This is a genomic window from Aeromicrobium wangtongii, assembly GCF_024584515.1.
In the GTDB taxonomy this organism is placed as follows: domain Bacteria; phylum Actinomycetota; class Actinomycetes; order Propionibacteriales; family Nocardioidaceae; genus Aeromicrobium; species Aeromicrobium wangtongii.
Window position 1 is genome coordinate 759213 of record NZ_CP102173.1, and the last position, 17343, is coordinate 776555.

The following is a 17343-nucleotide window of genomic DNA, read 5'->3' on the forward strand; positions in this document are numbered from 1 at the left end:
GCCTCAACCGTTGAAGGACAGGTGCGATGTCAAGATCAGCGGGGCATGTTCGTAGCGGCAGTTGACCTGCTGGAAGAACAGGTTCGCGGTGTCTTGCTCGTAGGGCAGGTACCGACTTCTTCGACGACGATCAGCCCGTAGCGCCGCAACCGTGCGAGGCCGTCCGGTAGTCGTCCGGCGCGGTGACCGAGTGAGTCGGGTGACCCACTCGGTCACAGTCGTGAACAGGACCCGGTGCACGATGTTGCGTGCTCCCGTGAGGAACCCGCCAGTTGCCAGTGATGCGACCTGCGGACGACCTGCTGGTTGGGCGTCCCAGTCGAACTCCTCGATTGTTTTGCGGCTACAGAATTCGGCGACACGGACCGGCAACCTTGTGCCCGAGGCATTGCGGGCTGCGGCCTCACGATCCAGCACGGCGGCGAGGTATTCCTCGTGGGTCCAACCGGTGTCACGGGCGTGATCGGCCAGCCGGGCGGCGGCTTCGGTGATCCGGGATGCCTTCAGTGCCCCAGCGAGATGGGTCAACTGCTTGCGCGCCTCGGTTGCGTCGCTGCTGGCCTTCTCTGCGTGGGTCGTCATCAGGCCACCTCACCGTCGGTCAGGCCAAAGGCGCGGTCGTAGTCAGTCAGGTCCCGCACCATCTCAAGATCCGGATCTGGTGCTGTTCGGGGTCAACCGAGTAGTCGTTGCTGTCGACGCGGACGTTGTAGTCACGCCCAACCGGACCAGGTTGACCCACCCGTGGGGCCGGTGCCACCGGCGGCAGCATTGAAGCCCGATCAGCATTGATCCGGCCCAGCGGGCGGGCTTGAGGGTCTGCACGATCCGGGCGTCCGCCTTGGTCAACCAGTCGGCGAACTGGGCGTTGAAGTCGGCCGGGGATGTGAACTCACGCCCGGGCATGAAAGACTTCTCGAAGAACCCGTTGCGTCGCTCCACGACACCTTCGCACTCAGGGGCATACGGCTTGAGCGGCCTCATCGTGGTCGCGAGCGTGCCAGCGAACGCCCCCACGCCCCGTGTGGCGTTTGCCGCGACCGATGCCGGACTCGCTGTCTCAGATCAGCCTGCGTGGGACACGCCCGACTTGCTGAAGCAGCTCCCCCATCCCCAGCAGCAGGTCAGCGGTGTGATGGGTTGGGATCATTCGGCCAGTCGTGAACTGCGAGTGCGCCGCAGTGATCACCAGGTCCGGCAGCAACGTTTCCGAACCGTTTTCGAGCGGGATCTTCTTCGGCGGGAACCGCAAGTCACATTGGGCTGCGTCTCCCCTGCAGCCAGATCATCCGACCCGCCGGATTGAGTGGTTGATGATCAGGACGCTGCCTCCGGACGTTGTCACGGAACCCGGTGATCGATCCGGTCCAGCCGACTCGCTCAGCGATCACCGCGGCCGGTATGTCCGGCACCGTCACCAGCTGTTGCCGCACCAACGGCTCGAACGGCGCAAACGATGTCGGCGCCGCCGCCCTCTCGTACTTCGGCGGCCGGTCCGAAGCCAACACCCGCTCGACCCTCGACCCTCCAACGAAGGCTCGTGGCGCGGTGTCGAAGACGTCGAATTGAAGACCCTGAACTGGGTCGACTGGTTCAACACCCAACGCTTTCACGAAGCACTCGACGACCTGACACCGATGGCCGCCGAGGAACTTCACTATGCTACAAGAAACTAGCTCCAGCCGACCGGCTGAGCCACCAAATTCAGCCTCCGGAAACTCCGGGGCAGTTCAGTTGCGAAGAGCCCTTAATTCTGGCTGCCCGATGTGAGGATATTTGTTCGGGATGAGTCGCCGGCAAATCGTGAATTGTCACATGGAGTGCAGTCGCGAGGGTGTCCAGATCGGTGTCCATGTTCGGTCTCGAAGGTTCGAGATTGGGTTGGGACGCCGATCTGGACACCCGAGCACTCAATCGGTGCAGCCACGCCGGTCATACCCCTCGGACTCACTCATCTGGTCTGATTCTCTTTGTTGCCCGAGTTTGCGCGTAGGTGTGCTGACCCCCAATGTTCTCCAGTCGTCAGCCGGTCTCAGGAGGACGTTTCACTCCGCTTCTGGGCCGCTACGCGACGTAGATATGACATGTAGCCGACAGAGACACGACTTCCTCCGTTGACGGGGATCACTGCGCCGGACAGCCAGGCTGTTTCGTCTGACGCCAAGAAGGCCACGACCGGTCCGATGTCGTCAACGACGCCCAGTCGACCGAGGGGCACAGAGTCAATCTGCCGTTGGCGTCGCTCAGGTGTGTTCATGACCCCGACGTCAGTCTCGTCAAGTTCAGTCAGGACCAGTCCTGGTGCGACACAGTTCACGCGGATGCCGAGGTGACCCCATTCGACTGCCATCGTTGCGCTGAGGTTTTCGACTGCTGACTTAGCCGCGCCGTAGTGACCCGTATTCGGATTTGGCTGGGACGCGCTCCGTGAAGTGATGTTGACCAGGCTCCCGCCTGATGTCATGACTCTGGCGGCTGTCTGACAAGCGAAGAACGTGGCCTTCAGGTTGAGGTCGACAACTCGGTCCCACCTGCCCTCGTCGATGTCAAGGAGGGGACCGACGTCGTCGGGACTTGCGCTGCCGGCATTATTGACCCAGCAGTCGATCGCCCCGAATCGTTGAAGCGTGAAGTTGGCAAGGTCCTGCGATGCACTCGGTTCGGTAATGTCCTGGACCAAAAACTCTGCTTCGGCGCCCGCTGCGCGGAGCTCATCTACGGTGTTGCGCAGAGCGTCAGCCGAGCGCCCTGAGACCACAACTGCGCTCCCATTCTGCGCGAGGGATTTGGCGATTCCCCGTCCGATGCCGCGACCACCTCCGGTAACCACCGAGGTCTTGCCTGCGAGGTTGAACATGTTCCTCATTTCGTTCGAGAGATGCTAATATAGCTATGTTAGCCTACTTACATCTAGTGTCCCAAGCCTCTGACTGACTCGACACCACATCAGTTGCGGTATCCGGGTCACACGCTGCCCGAAGGAGAGTGTTGGCATGAAAATTGTTGTCGCTGTGAAGTATGTCCCCGACGCGACGGCTGACCGGACCTTCAGCGCCGATAACACCGTCGATCGTGTTGGTGTCGACGGTTTGCTGTCAGAGCTCGATGAGTATGCGGTGGAGCAGGCGCTCCAGATCGTCGAGGCCGGCGACGGTGACGTCACCGTGCTGACCGTCGGTCCTGAGCAGGCTGCTGATGCGGTGCGCAAGGCCCTGCAGATGGGTGCGGACGCCGGCGTCCACGTGCAGGACGACGCGATCCACGGATCCGATGCGTTCGCGACCTCGCTGGTCCTGGCCAAGGCGATCGAGAAGCTCGACTACGACCTCGTCGTGTTCGGCATGGCGTCGACCGATGCGGGTATGGGTGTCGTTCCGACGCTGGTGGCCGAGCGTCTGGGTCTGCCGGCTGTCACGTACGCCAACGAGATCACGGTTGACAGCGACACGGTCAAGATCGTCCGCGACGGTGATGTCGCCACGCAGGAGATCGAGGCCACCGGCAAGCTCGTGCTGTCGGTCACCGACCAGACCGGCGAGGCTCGTTACCCGTCGTTCAAGGGCATCATGGCTGCCAAGAAGAAGGACGTCCAGGAGTGGACGCTGGAGGACCTGGGCATCGACGCCGGTTCCGTCGGCCTGGACAACGCCTGGACGAAGGTCGAGTCCTTCGAGCCCCGCCCGCCGCGCACCGCCGGCGAGATCGTGACCGACGAGGGAGACGGCGGCGCCAAGCTCGTCGAGTTCCTCGCCTCCAAGAAGTTCGTCTGAGAAGACTCGACGGAAAAAGGGATTTGACATGACTGAAGTACTCGTACTGATCGACGCCGTCGACGGCAAGGTCACCAAGCCGTCGCTCGAGCTGCTCACGATCGCCCGCCGCATCGGCGAGCCGTCCGCGATCGTCTTCGGAGCAGCTGACAACGGCGTCCTTGCCGAGTACGGCGCCGAGAAGATCTACACCTTCGACGACGCCGCGTTCGGTGAGTACCTCGTGGGCCCCAAGGCCGAGGCCCTCGCGCAGCTGGTCTCCGAGAAGTCCCCGGCCGCGGTGCTGGTCGGCGCTTCGACCGAGGGCAAGGAGATCGCTGCTCGGGTCGCGCTCAAGACCGAGTCGGGTCTGATCACCGACGCGGTCGACGTGCAGGTCGATGCTGGCACCGTCACCACGACCCAGTCGGTCTTCGCCGGCAACTTCACGGTCCAGGCGCAGGTCAGCCAGGGCACGCCGGTCATCGCGGTCAAGCCAAACTCTGCTGCCCCCGAGGCCGTTGCCGGTGCCGGTGCGGTCGAGGCCGTGACGGTCAGCATCTCCGATGCTGCCAAGGGCGCGAAGATCACCTCGTCGAAGGAGAAGGCCGCTTCGGGTCGTCCCGAGCTGACCGAGGCCGCGATCGTGGTCTCGGGTGGCCGTGGCACCGCCGGTGACTTCACCGATGTCGAGGCGTTCGCCGATTCTCTCGGTGCGGCTGTGGGCGCAAGCCGTGCGGCGGTCGACTCCGGCTGGTACCCGCACTCGTTCCAGGTTGGTCAGACCGGCAAGACGGTCTCGCCGCAGCTGTACGTCGCCAACGGCATCTCGGGTGCGATCCAGCACCGCGCCGGCATGCAGACGTCCAAGACGATCGTCGCGGTCAACAAGGACGACGAGGCGCCGATCTTCGAGCTCGTCGACTTCGGTGTCGTCGGAGACCTCAAGGCCGTCCTGCCCCAGGCCACCGCCGAGGTCGCCAAGCGCAAAGGCTGAATCGATGGTGAAAGCCGCAGGACGAGGCGCACGTTGACTATCCAGTCTATTATTGCTATAATACATATAACGTGCGAATAGTCAGAGGCTCCGCAAGAGCGAAATTTTGAGTGGAACGACAGGCCGACTGTTCCACCGTCGCGAGCGCTACCGCCATGACATGGCACTAAGAATGCTATAATAGTGCATGTTGGGCACGAGGAGGAGTTGCTGTGTTGATGCAGACCGAAGCCGGCGAGTTGCGGACGAAATTGCGGGCGATGATCGATGAGCGTCTCCCCGCAGACTTCGTCGGCTCGTTCACGGGAGATTCGAAAGACCTGGCCACTGCGGAGGACTTCTGTCGGCAGCTGGCGGAAGACAAACTGCTGTGCATGGCATGGCCCGAGGCGTACGGTGGCCAGGACGCCGGTCCGTGGCTTCAGACCATCGTGCGCGAGGAGATGTGGGCACATTTCGAACCCCGAGGCGCGCAGTATATGGGCGTCAACTGGGTGGGGCCGGTCATCATGCGACACGGCACGGAGGAGCAGAAGAGTGAGCACCTTCCGAGGATCAGCGCCGGAGAAGTGATTTGGTGCCAAGGATTCAGTGAGCCCGAAGCGGGATCGGATTTGTCTGGCCTTCGAACCACCGCGACGCCCGACGGCGACGGATACCGCATCAATGGTCAGAAGGTGTGGACGTCTTACGCGTCCATCGCCGGCTGGTGCTTCCTGTTGGCCCGCACCGAACGCAATCCTGCTGATCTGCGTTCTGGAATCACTGTTTTTCTCGTCAAGACTGACTCGCCTGGATTCTCGGTTCGACCTCTCGACTCGCTTGTGGGTCACATGCATCTGAATGAGGTCTTCTTCTCTGATGTGTACGTGCCAGCCTCGCAGGTGCTCGGTGAGGTCGGCCAGGGCTGGCGCATCGTCATGGAGGTCTTGGCGTACGAGAGGCTCGGTATCGCGAGATACTCCAAATGCGATCGTCTCCTCGCCGAGGTGCGGACGCATCTCGGCGAGGAGTGGAATGACGTGCCGTCAGGCCTTCGTGAGCGATGGGTGCGAGCACTGGTCAGAACGAGACAGTCTCGGCTCCTGGCCTACCGGGTAGTCGCCGCGCAGGCGGCGGGTCATGTAGACCCGGCCGACGTCGCGGCTTATCGCATAGCTGTCACTGTGCTCGACCAGGAGGTGTCGGAGATTCTCACTGAGATCGTCGGGCCCAAGGCGCTGTCGCCTGGCCTGACCGAAAGTAAACTCGTCCGAGCGGTCGAGGACCACTGGAGATACGCGCTTGCGGGAACCGTGTCGTCAGGAACCATCGAGATGCAGCGCCGGGCTTTGGCGCGGGCAATCCTGGCCCCCGCATGAGGACACAGCTCCCCCACGAAGGGGTGGACTTCGGTGACGCCATGTCATCCGCACTGCGACGTGCGGGCGGCACCGACCTCGTCAAGCGTGCAGTCACCGAGCCAACGGTGCGGACCGTCGAGATTCCGGCCCTGCTTGAGCGGGCTGGTCTCGGTGACATCAATCCGTATAGCGGTGACATCAATGAGATCGCTGCGGCGGCCTATGCCTGCCGAGCGGCTGGCGCGGTCGCGCTTCCCTTTCCGATTGTTGGACAGCTCGCAGGCGCCCAGTCGGCCTTGGGTCTCGTGCTCGTCTCGCGGACGCAGCCGGTCGTCGACCATGTTGACCTGATGACCGGGTGGCAGGCTGTCGACCGGTTCGGCAGCAGAACTGACGTCGTCGGTGCTGTGGAGTCCGCGAGGACGATCAGCGCACCGTTTGCAGGCATCGCTAAGACGACGACCTGGTCCGAGGGCGAGATCAGCCCAGTTCTCGTCTACTTGGTCCTCGAATGCTGGTCCGTTTTGGGCAGTCTGGAGTCTGCCCTTGCGCTCTCGGTCCAGCACGCAAAGGACCGAGTTCAGTTCGGGTCACCTCTGTCGCGCTACCAAGCCATCCAATTCCAGATTGCGGACGCGTATGTCGAACTGGGCGGTCTTGAGGTCATTGTCGAGCAGGCTGTCGCCTCGTATGCATCTCACGGTGCGCAGAGCCTGACCGACATCGTGGCCGCCAGGGTCGCCATGCTCGAGGCGGCTGAGAAGTGCCTGCGTGTGGCCCACCAGATTCACGGCGCAGTCGGCTTCACGGACGAGCACGATCTCGCGTGGCTGAGTCGGCACGGTCACATCGCCCGCCGCTCGCCCCTTGGTGTGTCGGGCACCCTCGCCTGGGCAGCTGAGTCGATCGAACGGCACGGATTCGATGGCTTGTTCCCCGTGATGGGCGCCGGGCGTGAGTGAGACGGGGTGGCGTCACGCCAACGACTTGCTGGATGACCTTTTCCCTTTGAGGGAGAGTGCAGCCGCCACTGCTCTCCGGGGTGAGTTCAGGGCCTGGCTGAAGGCCAATCTCACCGGTCGGTTTACCCCACTGATAGGCCGGGGCGGTGCGTGGGATGAGGAGAATTTCTCGCTGAATGTCGAGTGGGAGCGTCATCTCGCAGCCGAGGGGTGGGCTTGCATTACCTGGCCCAAGGAATTTGGGGGGCGCTCGGCCGGAGCGGCCGAGCTGTTCGCGTATCGCGACGAGTACTTCCGAGCGGGCGCTCCGGAGCGGGTGAACTTCCTGGCGGAGGACCTCGTGGGCCCTACCCTCATGAAGCACGGCACGCCCGAGCAGATCGACCGATTCCTGCCGCCAATGCAGCGGGCGGAGGAGATGTGGTGTCAGGGGTACTCCGAGCCGGATGCTGGTTCGGACCTCGCGAACATCCGGACCCGCGCACGCCTCCAGGGCGATACATGGGTCATCGACGGCCAAAAGACATGGACGAGCCTTGCCGCCAGAAGTGACTGGTGCTTCGCGCTGGTTCGCACTGAGCAGGGTTCCGCGCGGCGCGCGGGGTTGTCGTACCTGCTGATCCCCATGGATCAGCCTGGCATCGAGGTGAGGCCCATTCGGCAAATGACCGGCTCCGCCGAGTTTGCCGAGGTATTTTTCGACGGGGCGGTCACGTCGGCGGAGAATGTCGTGGGTGCTGTTGGCGAGGGCTGGTCGGTAGCGATGGCGACACTCGGGTTTGAGCGCGATTGGTTCATGAGCCGCTACTTTCGGTTCGCTCGAGATCTCGCGGTGACCGTGGACTACGTACGAAATACGCTCGGCGACCCGCGGGCCTTCGAGGAGCGGATTGTCCGGTCGTTTACCGAGCTCGCAGCCTTTAGAGCAATTGGCCTGCAGACCTTGGCTGCGCACGAAGCAGGGGAGTCAACGTCGCCGCTCACGTCGCTGACGAAGCTTTTCGGGAGCAGTTGGCACCGCGATCTAGGTGAACTGTCCTTCAGTGTCCTCGGTGCTGCTGGCGCGCAGACGCATGATCAGAACACCGTTGAGCACGCGCTTCAGCGCACATTCCTGTACAGCCGCGCGGAGCCCATCTTCGCGGGGACCAACGAGATCCAGCGCAATATCATCGCTCGGCGGATGCTCGAGCTGCCGTCCAGCACAGCGGGGAGCCGATCATGAATGACACACCAGTTGTCAGCACCATCGTTGAGGGGGGCGTCGCGACAGTCACGTTCTCGAGGCCTCCGGTTAATGCCGTTGATCGCGCGGCATACGGTGCGATCCGTGACGCATTTCGTGAATTCACCGATCGCACCGACGTCAAAGTCGTAATCTTCACAGCCACCGGCGACCGTGCGTTCATGGCTGGCGCCGACGTGAAAGAGCAGCACCGGCTCGCGGTTGAGGGTCCTGGTTCGCTGCCCGTGAGTGATCGCCTCGATCGCGGGCGACTTGTCCGCGACTCGCTCTGGTCGCTGCGGGATTGCCCCGTACCGGTGATCGTGGCCATGAATGGTCCCGCGATCGGCGCGGGCCTCGCCTACGTGGCGATGGCCGACATCGTTGTCGCTGCAGAGGGGACGACACTAGCTGCCACAGAGATTGACGTCGGGATGCTGGGGGCCACAGCACATATGAGCCGGCTCGTTGGTCCGTTCCGGACGCGGGAACTGTTTTACACGGCGAGCCATGTTTCGGTGGACGAACTAGCCGCGCGTGGCACCGTGAGCCGCGTCGTCCCGCGTCAGCAGCTGCTCGCGGCAGCCAACGAGATCGCCGCCGAGATCGCACAGAAAAGCCCACTGGCCATCCGGCTGGCCAAGGAGTCGATGAATCGTACGGAAGGCCTCGCTTTGGAGGACGCCTACCGGCTTGAACAGGATTACACGAACCGGCTCCGCCAGTTCGAGGATTCGGCCGAAGCGCAGCGCGCTTTCGTCGAAAAGACCGAACCAGACTGGAAGTGGATCTAAATGGTTGCGCTTACTGCGACGGCACTCAATCCGCTGACCGATCACTATGCGCAGACCGGCGCGATTGGCAGCACTCTGGTCTGGGAATTGCTGCGCGATCTCGCTGAGACCAACCCCAATGATCTGGCGATTGTCGATGGTGATGTCCGCCTTACCTTCGCGGAGTACTGGTATCGCGTTGAGTCGCTTGCTGTCTCGTTGACGTCGTTGGGTGTTGGCCCGGGCACGTGCGTTGTCTACCAGCTACCCAATTGGTGGGAGCACCTGGTGGCCCATCTGGCCATCGTGCGTGCAGGCTCGGTGGCGGTCCCTGTCGTGACTATGTTCCGCGAGCACGAACTGCGGCACATCTTCGCCGAACTTGAACCGTCATGCGTCATCGTGGCAGGGCAGGCGAGTGACATCTCCCCGGCTGCCGTCGCACGGCGTTCGTTGGCCGACGCCGGACACGACTGTCCCTTGGTGGTGGTACGACCGCTTGAGGTTGACGGACTCGACTTCGCTGACCTGCTGGCCGCGGCGCCGGATCCATCCGTGATCGCTCCGCCTGCGTCGCCCTCGGATGTGTGCGCGGTCATCTACACCTCGGGCTCGACAGGGTCACCCAAGGGGGTACTCCACACCCATCAAACGCTGCTGTGCGACGCAAAGTCACGGATTGATGACTTCGGCATTACGAGCGCCGACGTCATTTTCATGCCCTCGTCTTTGGCGCACATCGCCGGACTGTCCTACGGGGCGCACCTGCCGCTCCTGGCAGCGCTGCCGACCATCGTTGTCGATCGCTGGTCGCCAGTCGACGCAGTAGAACTGATCGAGCGTCACCAGGCGACGATCATGAATGGCGCACCCCTGATGCTCAGGGGCTTGACCGAGGAATACGGCCGATCCGGGCAGAAAAGCCGTCTGCGGGTGTTCGCCTGCGGAGGCGCTGACGTCTCCGAGCAGTTGGTTCATGACGCCGCGAGAGTGCTCGGGAGCTTTGTGACGCGCGCCTACGGCTGTAGCGAAATTCCGACTTTGACCTGGGGAGGTCTGAAAGACGATCCCGCGCGGGTAGCCAGCACGGATGGTCGCGCGATCGGCGCGGTCGAGCTTCGTGTGGTGTCGGACGACGGCTCTATCCTCGGCGTCGACGAGGTAGGCGAATGCGAAGCCATCGGACCGGAGCGGTGCGTGGGCTACGTGGACCCGGACCTCAATTCGGAGTTGTTCACGGCCGACGGGTGGGTCCGGACCGGCGACCTGGTATCGATCGACGCTGACGGCTACTTGACCGTCCGCGGTCGTAAGAAGGACATCATCGTGCGCGCGGGGGAGAACATCAGCGCTCGGGAAATCGAGCTGTTGCTGCTTGACCACCCGGATGTCGAGGACACAGCGGTCGTACCCATCCCAGATGAGCGTCTTGGTGAGAAGGCCTGTGCGTTCGTCGTGTTGGGGGAGGGGCGGCGCCTCGAACTGGACGATGTGAAGCAGTACTTTGCGGCGCAGGGGGTGGCCAAGATCAAGTGGCCCGAGTCGCTGCGTGTCGTCGGCGCGCTCCCACGCACTGGGTTCGGCAAGGTCGACAAGCCCCAGCTGCGAAGCATGCTGGCGAAGGAGAATGCGGACCGATGACGCTCACCGATGAACAGTATGAGTTGCAAGCAATCACCCGGGACGTTCTTCAGCCTTATGCGCCGGGTGGAGGATCCTGGTCGGCCGAAGGGTTGTCTGCTGAAGATTCGTCCGCCATCTGGAAGCTCCTCACTGAACAGTTGGGCATCGGGGGGCTCGGCACCGCTGAGCGCGACGGTGGCGTCGGCGGCACCCTCGTGGACCAGCTCGTCGTGATGGAGGAGCTCGGCAGAGCACTCGTCCACGTGCCCTTCCTCGCGTCATCGGTCGTCAGCGCCCACGTGCTTCAGGAGGGTTCGAACGCTTTCGCACGAGAGCTGCAGGTCGCGATCAGCGCGGGACGCGTCGTGGCTACGACCTTGAACCCCGCGGATACGACCGTGCAGACGGCCGGACCCGAAGAGGCAGCCGTGAGCGGCCACCTGGACATGGTTCTCGACGCGGATCTCGCCGATTGGATTCTCGTGCCGTCCGGCCCAGATGACCCGGAAACTCTCTGGGCCATCGATACGCGTAAGAGGGGCGTCACTATCCGCGCACGCGATGGCATCGACCGAGGCTGGTCTGTGCAGAACGTCGATCTTCGGGGCGCAGCAGCGCGAAGAGTCCGGCTTTCAGTCTCCGCGCACACAGCGCTGAAGGATGCGGTGGCCCTGCGCGACCTGGCAGCCGCGGCAGAGGCTGTAGGAATCGCACAGGGCGCACTGTCCCACACACTCATGTATGTCAAGCAACGCCGGCAGTTCGGCCAGCCGATCGGTTCGTTCCAGGCCGTGCAGCACTCCTGTGCGGACATGTTGGTGTCGGTTGAGTCCTCCCGCGTACTCATCAAGGAAGCCGCCGTCGCTTTTCCGAGTTCAACTGGGCACCGCGAACTGCTCGCATCGACGAGTGCGACGTATGCCATGGACGCTGCGCAGGCGGTGTGCGGTGCCGCGATTCACTTGCACGGAGGTATCGGCTTTACGTGGGAGCATTGGGCACACCGATACTTCAAGCGAGTCGCGGCACTTCGGTCGATGACGACCCCCCGGACGCGTCACCATTGCCGAATTGTCGATGCGCTACTCGGGGGAGCGGGATCATGACCGAGACGTGGTCGCAAGTCTTTCCGACGGTCAAGGTGGACGACGAGTTCGTGGCAAGCGCGCCGCTGCGCGCAGACGGAAGTCCACGAAGCTTCGGTGGCCATCTGACTGCGATCGCGGTCTCCGCTGCCGGACAACGATTCGCCTCTCACCTGCCCCACTCGGTGCACGGCTACTATCTGCGGCCCGTCTTGTCAGGAAGCGAGATCGCGGGACGGCTGGTTGTTCTCGGCGAGGGACGGCAAGTCTCACGGTGTCAGGTCACTCTGAGCGTTAGTGGAAAGCTCGTCTACGTGGCGGTAGTCTCCCTGCACGCACCACAAGAGATCGCTACGTCCGACTCCGATCAGCTCGTTGTGCCGGCGGTCCCGTCGCCGAGTGAAACTGAGCCGCTTGAGCTCTTTCCAACGGCGGCGACAGCGGCATGGTTCGAGCAGCGCCCGGTAAGCGCCGAACCGATGCGGATCTGGGTTCGATCGGCCCAGCCACTTCCTGCCGACCCGTGGACGTCATACGCCGCGATCGCGAGCATGACTGACATCGGCCTGGTTCGGGCTGCGGATCCGGCTGCTGCTCAGGATGTGAGCGATGAACACGGCCAGCCGGAGGGCGTGACCCTCGAGCACGCGCTCTGGTTCCACCAGAGGCCTGACGCCGCAAGTTGGAATCTACTCGACGCAACCGGCATCCGTAGCAGCGACGGCCGCGCCCTCGCGCAAGGGCGTCTGTGGTCACAAGACGGCACGCTGTCCGCGACGTTCGTGCAGGACGTGCTTGCGCGTCCTGCCAAGAGCCAAACGATGAAAGGTGCGAAATGAATCTCCGAGGCAAAGCTGTCGTGGTGACGGGTGCGGGGCAGGGCATCGGCAAGGCTTACGCCCGGGCGATCCTTGATGAGGGCGGGTCCGTTGTGGCGAACGACATCGATGATGATCTGCTTGCGCAGCTGGCTGAGGAGTGGGCCGTCGATTCCGACCGACTGGTCACCCACCGCGCGGATATCACAGACTGGACCGCTGCGGAAGGCCTCATCGCTGCATCGACGGCGTCATTCGGGCGGCTCGACGGCCTCGTCAACAACGCCGGTGTCTACGATGTGCGTCGCGCCGACGAGAACGACGCGGCAGTGATCCGTCTGCAGGTCGATGTCAACGTGCTTGGCACGATGTACTGCGGCATTCACGCGATGCGCTCCATGCTCAAGCAGCAGGGCGGGTCCATCATCAACACGACGTCAGGAGCGATGGTCGGGCTACCGCTGCGAGGCATCTACAGTGCGACCAAAGCGGCAGTGGCGGCATTGACGTGGTCGTGGGCACAGGATTTGCAAGGCACCAATGTTCGGGTGAATGCTATTTCCCCCTTGGCTAGGACGCGCCAACTGGACGTCGCGGCCGCCTATCTTCAAGTGGATCACGATCAACTGATGCGCAATATCCCCCCAGAGGCGAACGCGCCGATCATCACCTACCTGCTTTCGGACGCCGCCGATGACATCCGCGGTCAGATTGTCCGCATTAGCGATGATCTGCTCACGCTGATCCACAAACCTGACGTGGTGCGACCCGGAGTCCACCTCCCTGCGAGCACGATTGAGGCAGTGGGGGAGGCGTTCGACGAAGAACTGCGCCATCATCTGGAGCCCGTGGGCGCTCCGAACTGGTCCCCGGTCGGCGGGCAAACGACTGTCACGGCGAAGGCGACGGCGCGGTGACTGCGCCCTTGGCGGGCCGTGCCGCATACGGGGCTCTCGGCAATTCAGCCCATCGCTCAGATTCATAGGGAGATCGACATGAGCATCATCTACGAAGAGTATGTGCGCGACTTCCGTGGACTGGGATTCCTCGATAACGACGTCGCCGTCGTCACGGGAGGTAGCAGCGGCATTGGACGGGCCGCAGCTCTGAGCCTGGCCCGGTCCGGGCTGCACGTGGCGATCCTAGACATTGACGAGGCCGGCGCGATGCAGACCAGAGCCGATATCGAGTTGATGGGCGGCGCCGCATCGGTCATCCGCATCGATGTCAGTGACGTCGACTCGATCAAGGCGGCGTTCCGTGAAGTCAACGAGCTCGGCCCGTGCAAGTACCTGTTCAACAATGCCGGCCCCGCCAGCCAGAGCGACGCGCCGATCATGGAGAGCGTTGACGTCGCAATCGGTTCGATGGTCAACGTGGCCGAGGAGTGGATCTCCACCTGCCGCTCGACGGCCGAGAGCGTGGTCTTCACATCCTCCGTGGTCGGCAACTGGTTGGCCGGTAGCGGCCTTGTGCAGAGCTTCTACCCCATCGCGAAGGCAGGGATCGCCTGGTACGGCAAGCACCTTGCGGTCCGCGAGGCCGGCACCTTGCGATCGAACGTGGTTGCGCCATCATTCACGTTGACCCCCCGCACCGAGCCGTGGCTGTCGATGCCGGGCTATCAAGCGCAGATTCAGCGCAACCCCATGAAGCGGCCGGCGCTGCCCCACGAGATTGCGAACGTCGCGTGCTTCCTGCTTTCGCCCGCGGCATCCTTCGTCAACGGGACGATCACTCCTGTGGACGGTGGCTTGGTGATCGCGTCGTGACCCTCAAGCCATACGTTGACCTCCGCCTCGACCTTAGTGAGGCGGGCGTGGAGCGTTGTGCCCGTCAGGGTGACCATACTGATCTCGAGGCTAGCTTCACGCGCTGGATGGTCCAACATGCCGATGAGCTGCGTCCGTATCTGGAGCCTGGCCCCGTCGACGTCGTCGAGGCGAACGATCTGCATGCGGGCTTGATTCGACTGCTTGATCGTGACGGCTGGATGCGGGTGGGCTGGCCTGAGGAGGTCGGCGGTACCGGGGGTGACATCGTCCAGCGAGCGACGATTTACGACCTTCTCGGCCGCGGCGGGGTCGCGATCCCAGAGCGCCTCTACCCTTTGGAGATCCTCGGACCAACTCTGCTTTCATTCGCTCCCGACATGGCCAAGGAGATGCTGCCTGCGTACCTTGCAGGTGACGAGTTCTGGTGCCAGGGATTCTCCGAGCCCGAGGCGGGCAGCGATCTTGCGTCACTGCGGTGTCGGGCGGAGGAAGTGAGCGACGGCTTCATCGTGCGTGGTCAGAAGATCTGGACGAGCAATGCGCAACTGTCGACGCGGTGCATGCTTCTTGCCCGAACGGGTGAGCCGGATAGCCGCCATCAGGGACTGACAATGTTCATGGTCGACCTCGACTCGCCAGGAGTGGAGATCCGAACAATTCGAGCTGCCACCGGCGAGGACCAGCTATGCGAGGTGTTTTTCGACCACGTGCATGTCCCGTCCGACAGGGTCATAGGCGAGGTCAACGGCGGCTGGGCTGTGACGATGTATCTGCTGCAATTCGAGCGGAGCATGTACGCGTGGATGCGTCAGGCAGTGCTGCACGAGAGGGTCCACCACATCCTTGAACAGCTGCCCGCCGACCGAGTCGCTCCGTTCGACCGGATCGGTGAACTGTACCTGGCCGTTTCATCGCTGCGCACTCGTTCGTTGAGGACCGTCGAGCGGCTTGCCAGCGGTGACTTTCTCGGCCCGGAGGTTTCGGTCGACAAGCTGCTTCTGTCGACGGCAGAGCAGCTGGCTTGCGACGTTGCCCGTGAAGCTTTGTTCCCGCTGCTCGAGACAGGTGAAGGCGAATGGGCCGACTACTGGAGGTCGTCGTGGTATTTCTCGCGGGCCGCCTCGATTTTGGGCGGAACAAGCGAGATTCAAAAAGGAATCGTCGCCCAGCGCCTGCTGGGTATGCCAAGGGAGGAACCACGTGGACGCTGAGCTTGCAAAGGATGTGAAATCGGCCCTGGAGGCTTCCCTGGCGGAGGTAGCGGCGGGGCAGGACGTGGTCGATATTCTCCCCAGCCTCGGATGGTCAGAGATCCAAACCCTCGACCGCCCGGGTGCGGATCGTCTGTTGTTCGACGTCCTTGGGCGCAAATTGGCCGGTGTCAGGGCGCTCGATGAGCTCATTGTCCACCGCGTTTTCCGTGCGGGCGCTCTCGAGCTCCCGGAGGGCGCGCGTGTCGTGCTGCCACACCCTGATCCGCGCCTTGGTCACCACGGGGTGCTGGCTAGCTCGTGGGACGGTTCGGGCGTGGTGGCCGTGCCTAACGTGACTGCAGATGCGGGGACCGAGTGGTGGATTGGTGACGCCGCCAACGCCAAGGCCGTGGCGTTCGGAGGCTGGGACGACTCGCTCGGTTGGTCATTGGTCGACGTCGCGGCCTTCGGATCGTCCGATGGGGTACGAGTGGGTGGTACTCGCGCGCAGGATGCGTGGGAGACAACGCTGACCGCCGGCCGTACGGCCTTCGCCCAGATGCTGGCGTCGATATGCTCATCCATGATTCAGATCGCTGCCGAGCACGTCGCCCAGCGAGAGCAGTTCGGGCGTTCCATTGGGTCGTACCAAGCTGTGCAGCATTCGCTCGCTCTTGCGCACGTGGCGACAGAAGCTGCGCAGCGCGGCGTTGATGTGGCTTGGGTTGAGCAGACAGCGTGGTCCGCCCAAGTGGCCAAGGCGCTGGCTGGTCGGGCGCACGACACCGTCTCCCGTGTGACGCAGCAAATCACCGGCGGGATGGGAATGTCGTGGGAATTCCCCTTGCATCACTATGTCCGACGAGGTGCGGTGTTTAACGCGATGCTCGGCACCGCTGCTGCTCAAACGTCAGATCTTGGACGCTCGCTGGTCATCGGGAGGCCATCATGAATGACGCAGATGCGTCCCCCGTCCTGTTCACGAAGGACGACGAAGGTGTCGCCGTCCTGACGCTGAATCGGCCAGACCGGCTGAATGCGTACACCCCTGAGTTATGCGCCGGGATCGTGACCGCCGTTGATACCTACCTCCGTGACGATGCACTGCGGGCACTGATCATCACCGGCGCCGGTCGTGGCTTTTGCGCTGGTGGTGATATCAAAGGTGACACTCCTGAGTTCCTCGAGAATCGGGCCATGCAGCTTGGTGAGGCCAAGTCGCTCCGACAGGACATGCATGCCGTGTGTCGGGCTATCGCTGGCGTCGACAAGCCGATCATCGCTGCGATCAACGGTGTGGCGATCAGCGGCGGTCTCACGCTCGCGTTGATGTGCGACGTGCGACTGGCGGGGACGAGCGCGCGCCTTGGGGACACCTCTGGGCGAGCTGGAATGATTCCTGACGAGGGCGGCGCGTGGGCCTTCCCGCGCGCAATGGGCTATGACCGGGCCTGGCTGATGGTTGCGACACAGGAGCTGCTGACAGCTCAGGATGCTGTCGCGTGCGGCCTGGTCACTCGAGTTGTCCCCGATGAGGCGCTGATGGATGAGGCGATCGCTCTTGCCCGGCGTATCTCTCAAGGAGCCCCGATCGCTCAGCGCATGGCGAAGCGACTAATGAGAGCCGGAGCAAACCAGTCGTTGAGCGATGCACTTGATGCGGCTGGGATCGCTGCCGAGATCGTGATCCACACTGACGACGCCACCGAGGGAAAAGCCGCGTTCCGTGAGAAGCGCGCGCCGCGCTTCACCGGAAGGTGATACATATGCCAATGCCTCCGCAGGATCAAGAAAGGTACA

Annotated in this window: 18 protein-coding genes; 15 read left to right on the forward strand and 3 right to left on the reverse strand. The window is 63.1% G+C overall.

Annotated features, from left to right (window positions below; translation table 11 throughout):
• Positions 1 to 3: 3 nt before the first annotated feature.
• Both NQV15_RS03830 and NQV15_RS18170 read right to left on the reverse strand, forming a co-directional pair.
• Positions 4 to 582 carry an ATP-binding protein gene (locus NQV15_RS03830; RefSeq protein ID WP_232398280.1) on the reverse strand — a complete coding sequence of 193 codons (579 nt, stop codon included), beginning with the start codon at positions 580 to 582 and terminating at the stop codon, positions 4 to 6.
• 46 nt (positions 583 to 628) lie between these two features.
• Positions 629 to 772 carry a Mu transposase domain-containing protein gene (locus tag NQV15_RS18170; RefSeq protein ID WP_404801317.1) on the reverse strand — a complete coding sequence of 48 codons (144 nt, stop codon included), beginning with the start codon at positions 770 to 772 and terminating at the stop codon, positions 629 to 631.
• Positions 773 to 1313: 541 nt separating this feature from the next.
• On the opposite strand from NQV15_RS18170, the gene NQV15_RS18250 reads away from it, so the two are divergent.
• Entirely contained in the window at positions 1314 to 1676 is a 363-nt protein-coding gene (locus NQV15_RS18250; RefSeq protein ID WP_439647519.1) for an integrase core domain-containing protein, read from the forward strand.
• 356 nt (positions 1677 to 2032) lie between these two features.
• On the opposite strand, the gene NQV15_RS03840 is transcribed toward NQV15_RS18250, so the two are convergent.
• Positions 2033 to 2866 (reverse strand): SDR family NAD(P)-dependent oxidoreductase, encoded by an 834-nt coding sequence (locus NQV15_RS03840; RefSeq protein WP_232398281.1) that lies wholly within the window; start codon positions 2864 to 2866, stop codon positions 2033 to 2035.
• A gap of 127 nt (positions 2867 to 2993) precedes the next feature.
• Here NQV15_RS03840 and NQV15_RS03845 point away from each other — a divergent pair, with 127 nt between their 5' ends.
• The 14 genes from NQV15_RS03845 to NQV15_RS03910 all read left to right on the forward strand — a co-directional run bounded on the left by NQV15_RS03845 (position 2994) and on the right by NQV15_RS03910 (position 17304).
• A complete protein-coding gene (locus NQV15_RS03845) occupies positions 2994 to 3770 on the forward strand; it encodes an electron transfer flavoprotein subunit beta/FixA family protein (protein WP_232398282.1) in 777 nt (258 codons plus the stop codon).
• A 28-nt stretch (positions 3771 to 3798) separates the two neighbouring features.
• Entirely contained in the window at positions 3799 to 4746 is a 948-nt protein-coding gene (locus NQV15_RS03850) for an electron transfer flavoprotein subunit alpha/FixB family protein (protein ID WP_232398283.1), read from the forward strand.
• Between the two features lie 218 nt (positions 4747 to 4964).
• Positions 4965 to 6107 (forward strand): acyl-CoA dehydrogenase family protein, encoded by a 1143-nt coding sequence (locus tag NQV15_RS03855; RefSeq protein ID WP_232398326.1) that lies wholly within the window; start codon positions 4965 to 4967, stop codon positions 6105 to 6107.
• 41 nt (positions 6108 to 6148) lie between these two features.
• Positions 6149 to 7051 (forward strand): acyl-CoA dehydrogenase family protein, encoded by a 903-nt coding sequence (locus NQV15_RS03860; protein WP_232398284.1) that lies wholly within the window; start codon positions 6149 to 6151, stop codon positions 7049 to 7051.
• On the forward strand, positions 7044 to 8276 hold the full coding sequence (locus NQV15_RS03865) for an acyl-CoA dehydrogenase family protein (RefSeq protein WP_232398285.1): 1233 nt from the start codon (positions 7044 to 7046) through the stop codon (positions 8274 to 8276). The genes NQV15_RS03860 and NQV15_RS03865 overlap by 8 nt, the downstream gene beginning before the upstream one ends.
• On the forward strand, positions 8273 to 9070 hold the full coding sequence (locus tag NQV15_RS03870) for an enoyl-CoA hydratase-related protein (protein WP_232398286.1): 798 nt from the start codon (positions 8273 to 8275) through the stop codon (positions 9068 to 9070). The genes NQV15_RS03865 and NQV15_RS03870 overlap by 4 nt, the downstream gene beginning before the upstream one ends.
• A complete protein-coding gene (locus tag NQV15_RS03875; RefSeq protein ID WP_232398287.1) occupies positions 9071 to 10690 on the forward strand; it encodes an AMP-binding protein in 1620 nt (539 codons plus the stop codon). It begins immediately after the preceding gene.
• Complete coding sequence (locus NQV15_RS03880; protein ID WP_232398288.1) at positions 10687 to 11778, forward strand: acyl-CoA dehydrogenase family protein; 1092 nt, start codon at positions 10687 to 10689, stop codon at positions 11776 to 11778. Before NQV15_RS03875 ends, NQV15_RS03880 begins: the two co-directional genes overlap by 4 nt.
• Positions 11775 to 12596: an acyl-CoA thioesterase gene (locus NQV15_RS03885; RefSeq protein WP_232398289.1), complete on the forward strand. Its 822-nt coding sequence runs from the start codon at positions 11775 to 11777 to the stop codon at positions 12594 to 12596. The genes NQV15_RS03880 and NQV15_RS03885 overlap by 4 nt, the downstream gene beginning before the upstream one ends.
• Positions 12593 to 13492, forward strand: a complete 900-nt coding sequence (locus NQV15_RS03890) for an SDR family NAD(P)-dependent oxidoreductase (protein WP_232398290.1) — start codon at positions 12593 to 12595, stop codon at positions 13490 to 13492. The genes NQV15_RS03885 and NQV15_RS03890 overlap by 4 nt, the downstream gene beginning before the upstream one ends.
• 78 nt (positions 13493 to 13570) lie before the next feature.
• Positions 13571 to 14347, forward strand: coding sequence for an SDR family NAD(P)-dependent oxidoreductase (locus NQV15_RS03895; protein WP_232398291.1), 777 nt, complete (start codon positions 13571 to 13573; stop codon positions 14345 to 14347).
• Positions 14344 to 15561, forward strand: a complete 1218-nt coding sequence (locus NQV15_RS03900) for an acyl-CoA dehydrogenase family protein (RefSeq protein WP_232398292.1) — start codon at positions 14344 to 14346, stop codon at positions 15559 to 15561. Before NQV15_RS03895 ends, NQV15_RS03900 begins: the two co-directional genes overlap by 4 nt.
• Positions 15551 to 16495 (forward strand): acyl-CoA dehydrogenase family protein, encoded by a 945-nt coding sequence (locus NQV15_RS03905; protein ID WP_232398293.1) that lies wholly within the window; start codon positions 15551 to 15553, stop codon positions 16493 to 16495. Before NQV15_RS03900 ends, NQV15_RS03905 begins: the two co-directional genes overlap by 11 nt.
• Positions 16492 to 17304, forward strand: coding sequence for an enoyl-CoA hydratase/isomerase family protein (locus NQV15_RS03910; protein ID WP_232398294.1), 813 nt, complete (start codon positions 16492 to 16494; stop codon positions 17302 to 17304). The genes NQV15_RS03905 and NQV15_RS03910 overlap by 4 nt, the downstream gene beginning before the upstream one ends.
• Positions 17305 to 17343: the final 39 nt, after the last annotated feature.

Bases quoted from the DNA above. Each gene is read 5' to 3' on its own strand.
- NQV15_RS03860 (WP_232398284.1), top strand. From the start codon at position 6,149: ATGTCATCCGCACTGCGACGTGCGGGCGGCACCGACCTCGTCAAGCGT.
- NQV15_RS18170 (WP_404801317.1), bottom strand. From the start codon at position 772: ATGCTGCCGCCGGTGGCACCGGCCCCACGGGTGGGTCAACCTGGTCCG.
- NQV15_RS03895 (WP_232398291.1), top strand. From the start codon at position 13,571: ATGAGCATCATCTACGAAGAGTATGTGCGCGACTTCCGTGGACTGGGA.
- NQV15_RS03845 (WP_232398282.1), top strand. From the start codon at position 2,994: ATGAAAATTGTTGTCGCTGTGAAGTATGTCCCCGACGCGACGGCTGAC.
- NQV15_RS03870 (WP_232398286.1), top strand. From the start codon at position 8,273: ATGAATGACACACCAGTTGTCAGCACCATCGTTGAGGGGGGCGTCGCG.
- NQV15_RS03880 (WP_232398288.1), top strand. From the start codon at position 10,687: ATGACGCTCACCGATGAACAGTATGAGTTGCAAGCAATCACCCGGGAC.
- NQV15_RS03885 (WP_232398289.1), top strand. From the start codon at position 11,775: ATGACCGAGACGTGGTCGCAAGTCTTTCCGACGGTCAAGGTGGACGAC.
- NQV15_RS03855 (WP_232398326.1), top strand. From the start codon at position 4,965: ATGCAGACCGAAGCCGGCGAGTTGCGGACGAAATTGCGGGCGATGATC.
- NQV15_RS03840 (WP_232398281.1), bottom strand. From the start codon at position 2,866: ATGAGGAACATGTTCAACCTCGCAGGCAAGACCTCGGTGGTTACCGGA.
- NQV15_RS18250 (WP_439647519.1), top strand. From the start codon at position 1,314: ATGATCAGGACGCTGCCTCCGGACGTTGTCACGGAACCCGGTGATCGA.
- NQV15_RS03830 (WP_232398280.1), bottom strand. From the start codon at position 582: ATGACGACCCACGCAGAGAAGGCCAGCAGCGACGCAACCGAGGCGCGC.
- NQV15_RS03875 (WP_232398287.1), top strand. From the start codon at position 9,071: ATGGTTGCGCTTACTGCGACGGCACTCAATCCGCTGACCGATCACTAT.
- NQV15_RS03850 (WP_232398283.1), top strand. From the start codon at position 3,799: ATGACTGAAGTACTCGTACTGATCGACGCCGTCGACGGCAAGGTCACC.
- NQV15_RS03890 (WP_232398290.1), top strand. From the start codon at position 12,593: ATGAATCTCCGAGGCAAAGCTGTCGTGGTGACGGGTGCGGGGCAGGGC.
- NQV15_RS03910 (WP_232398294.1), top strand. From the start codon at position 16,492: ATGAATGACGCAGATGCGTCCCCCGTCCTGTTCACGAAGGACGACGAA.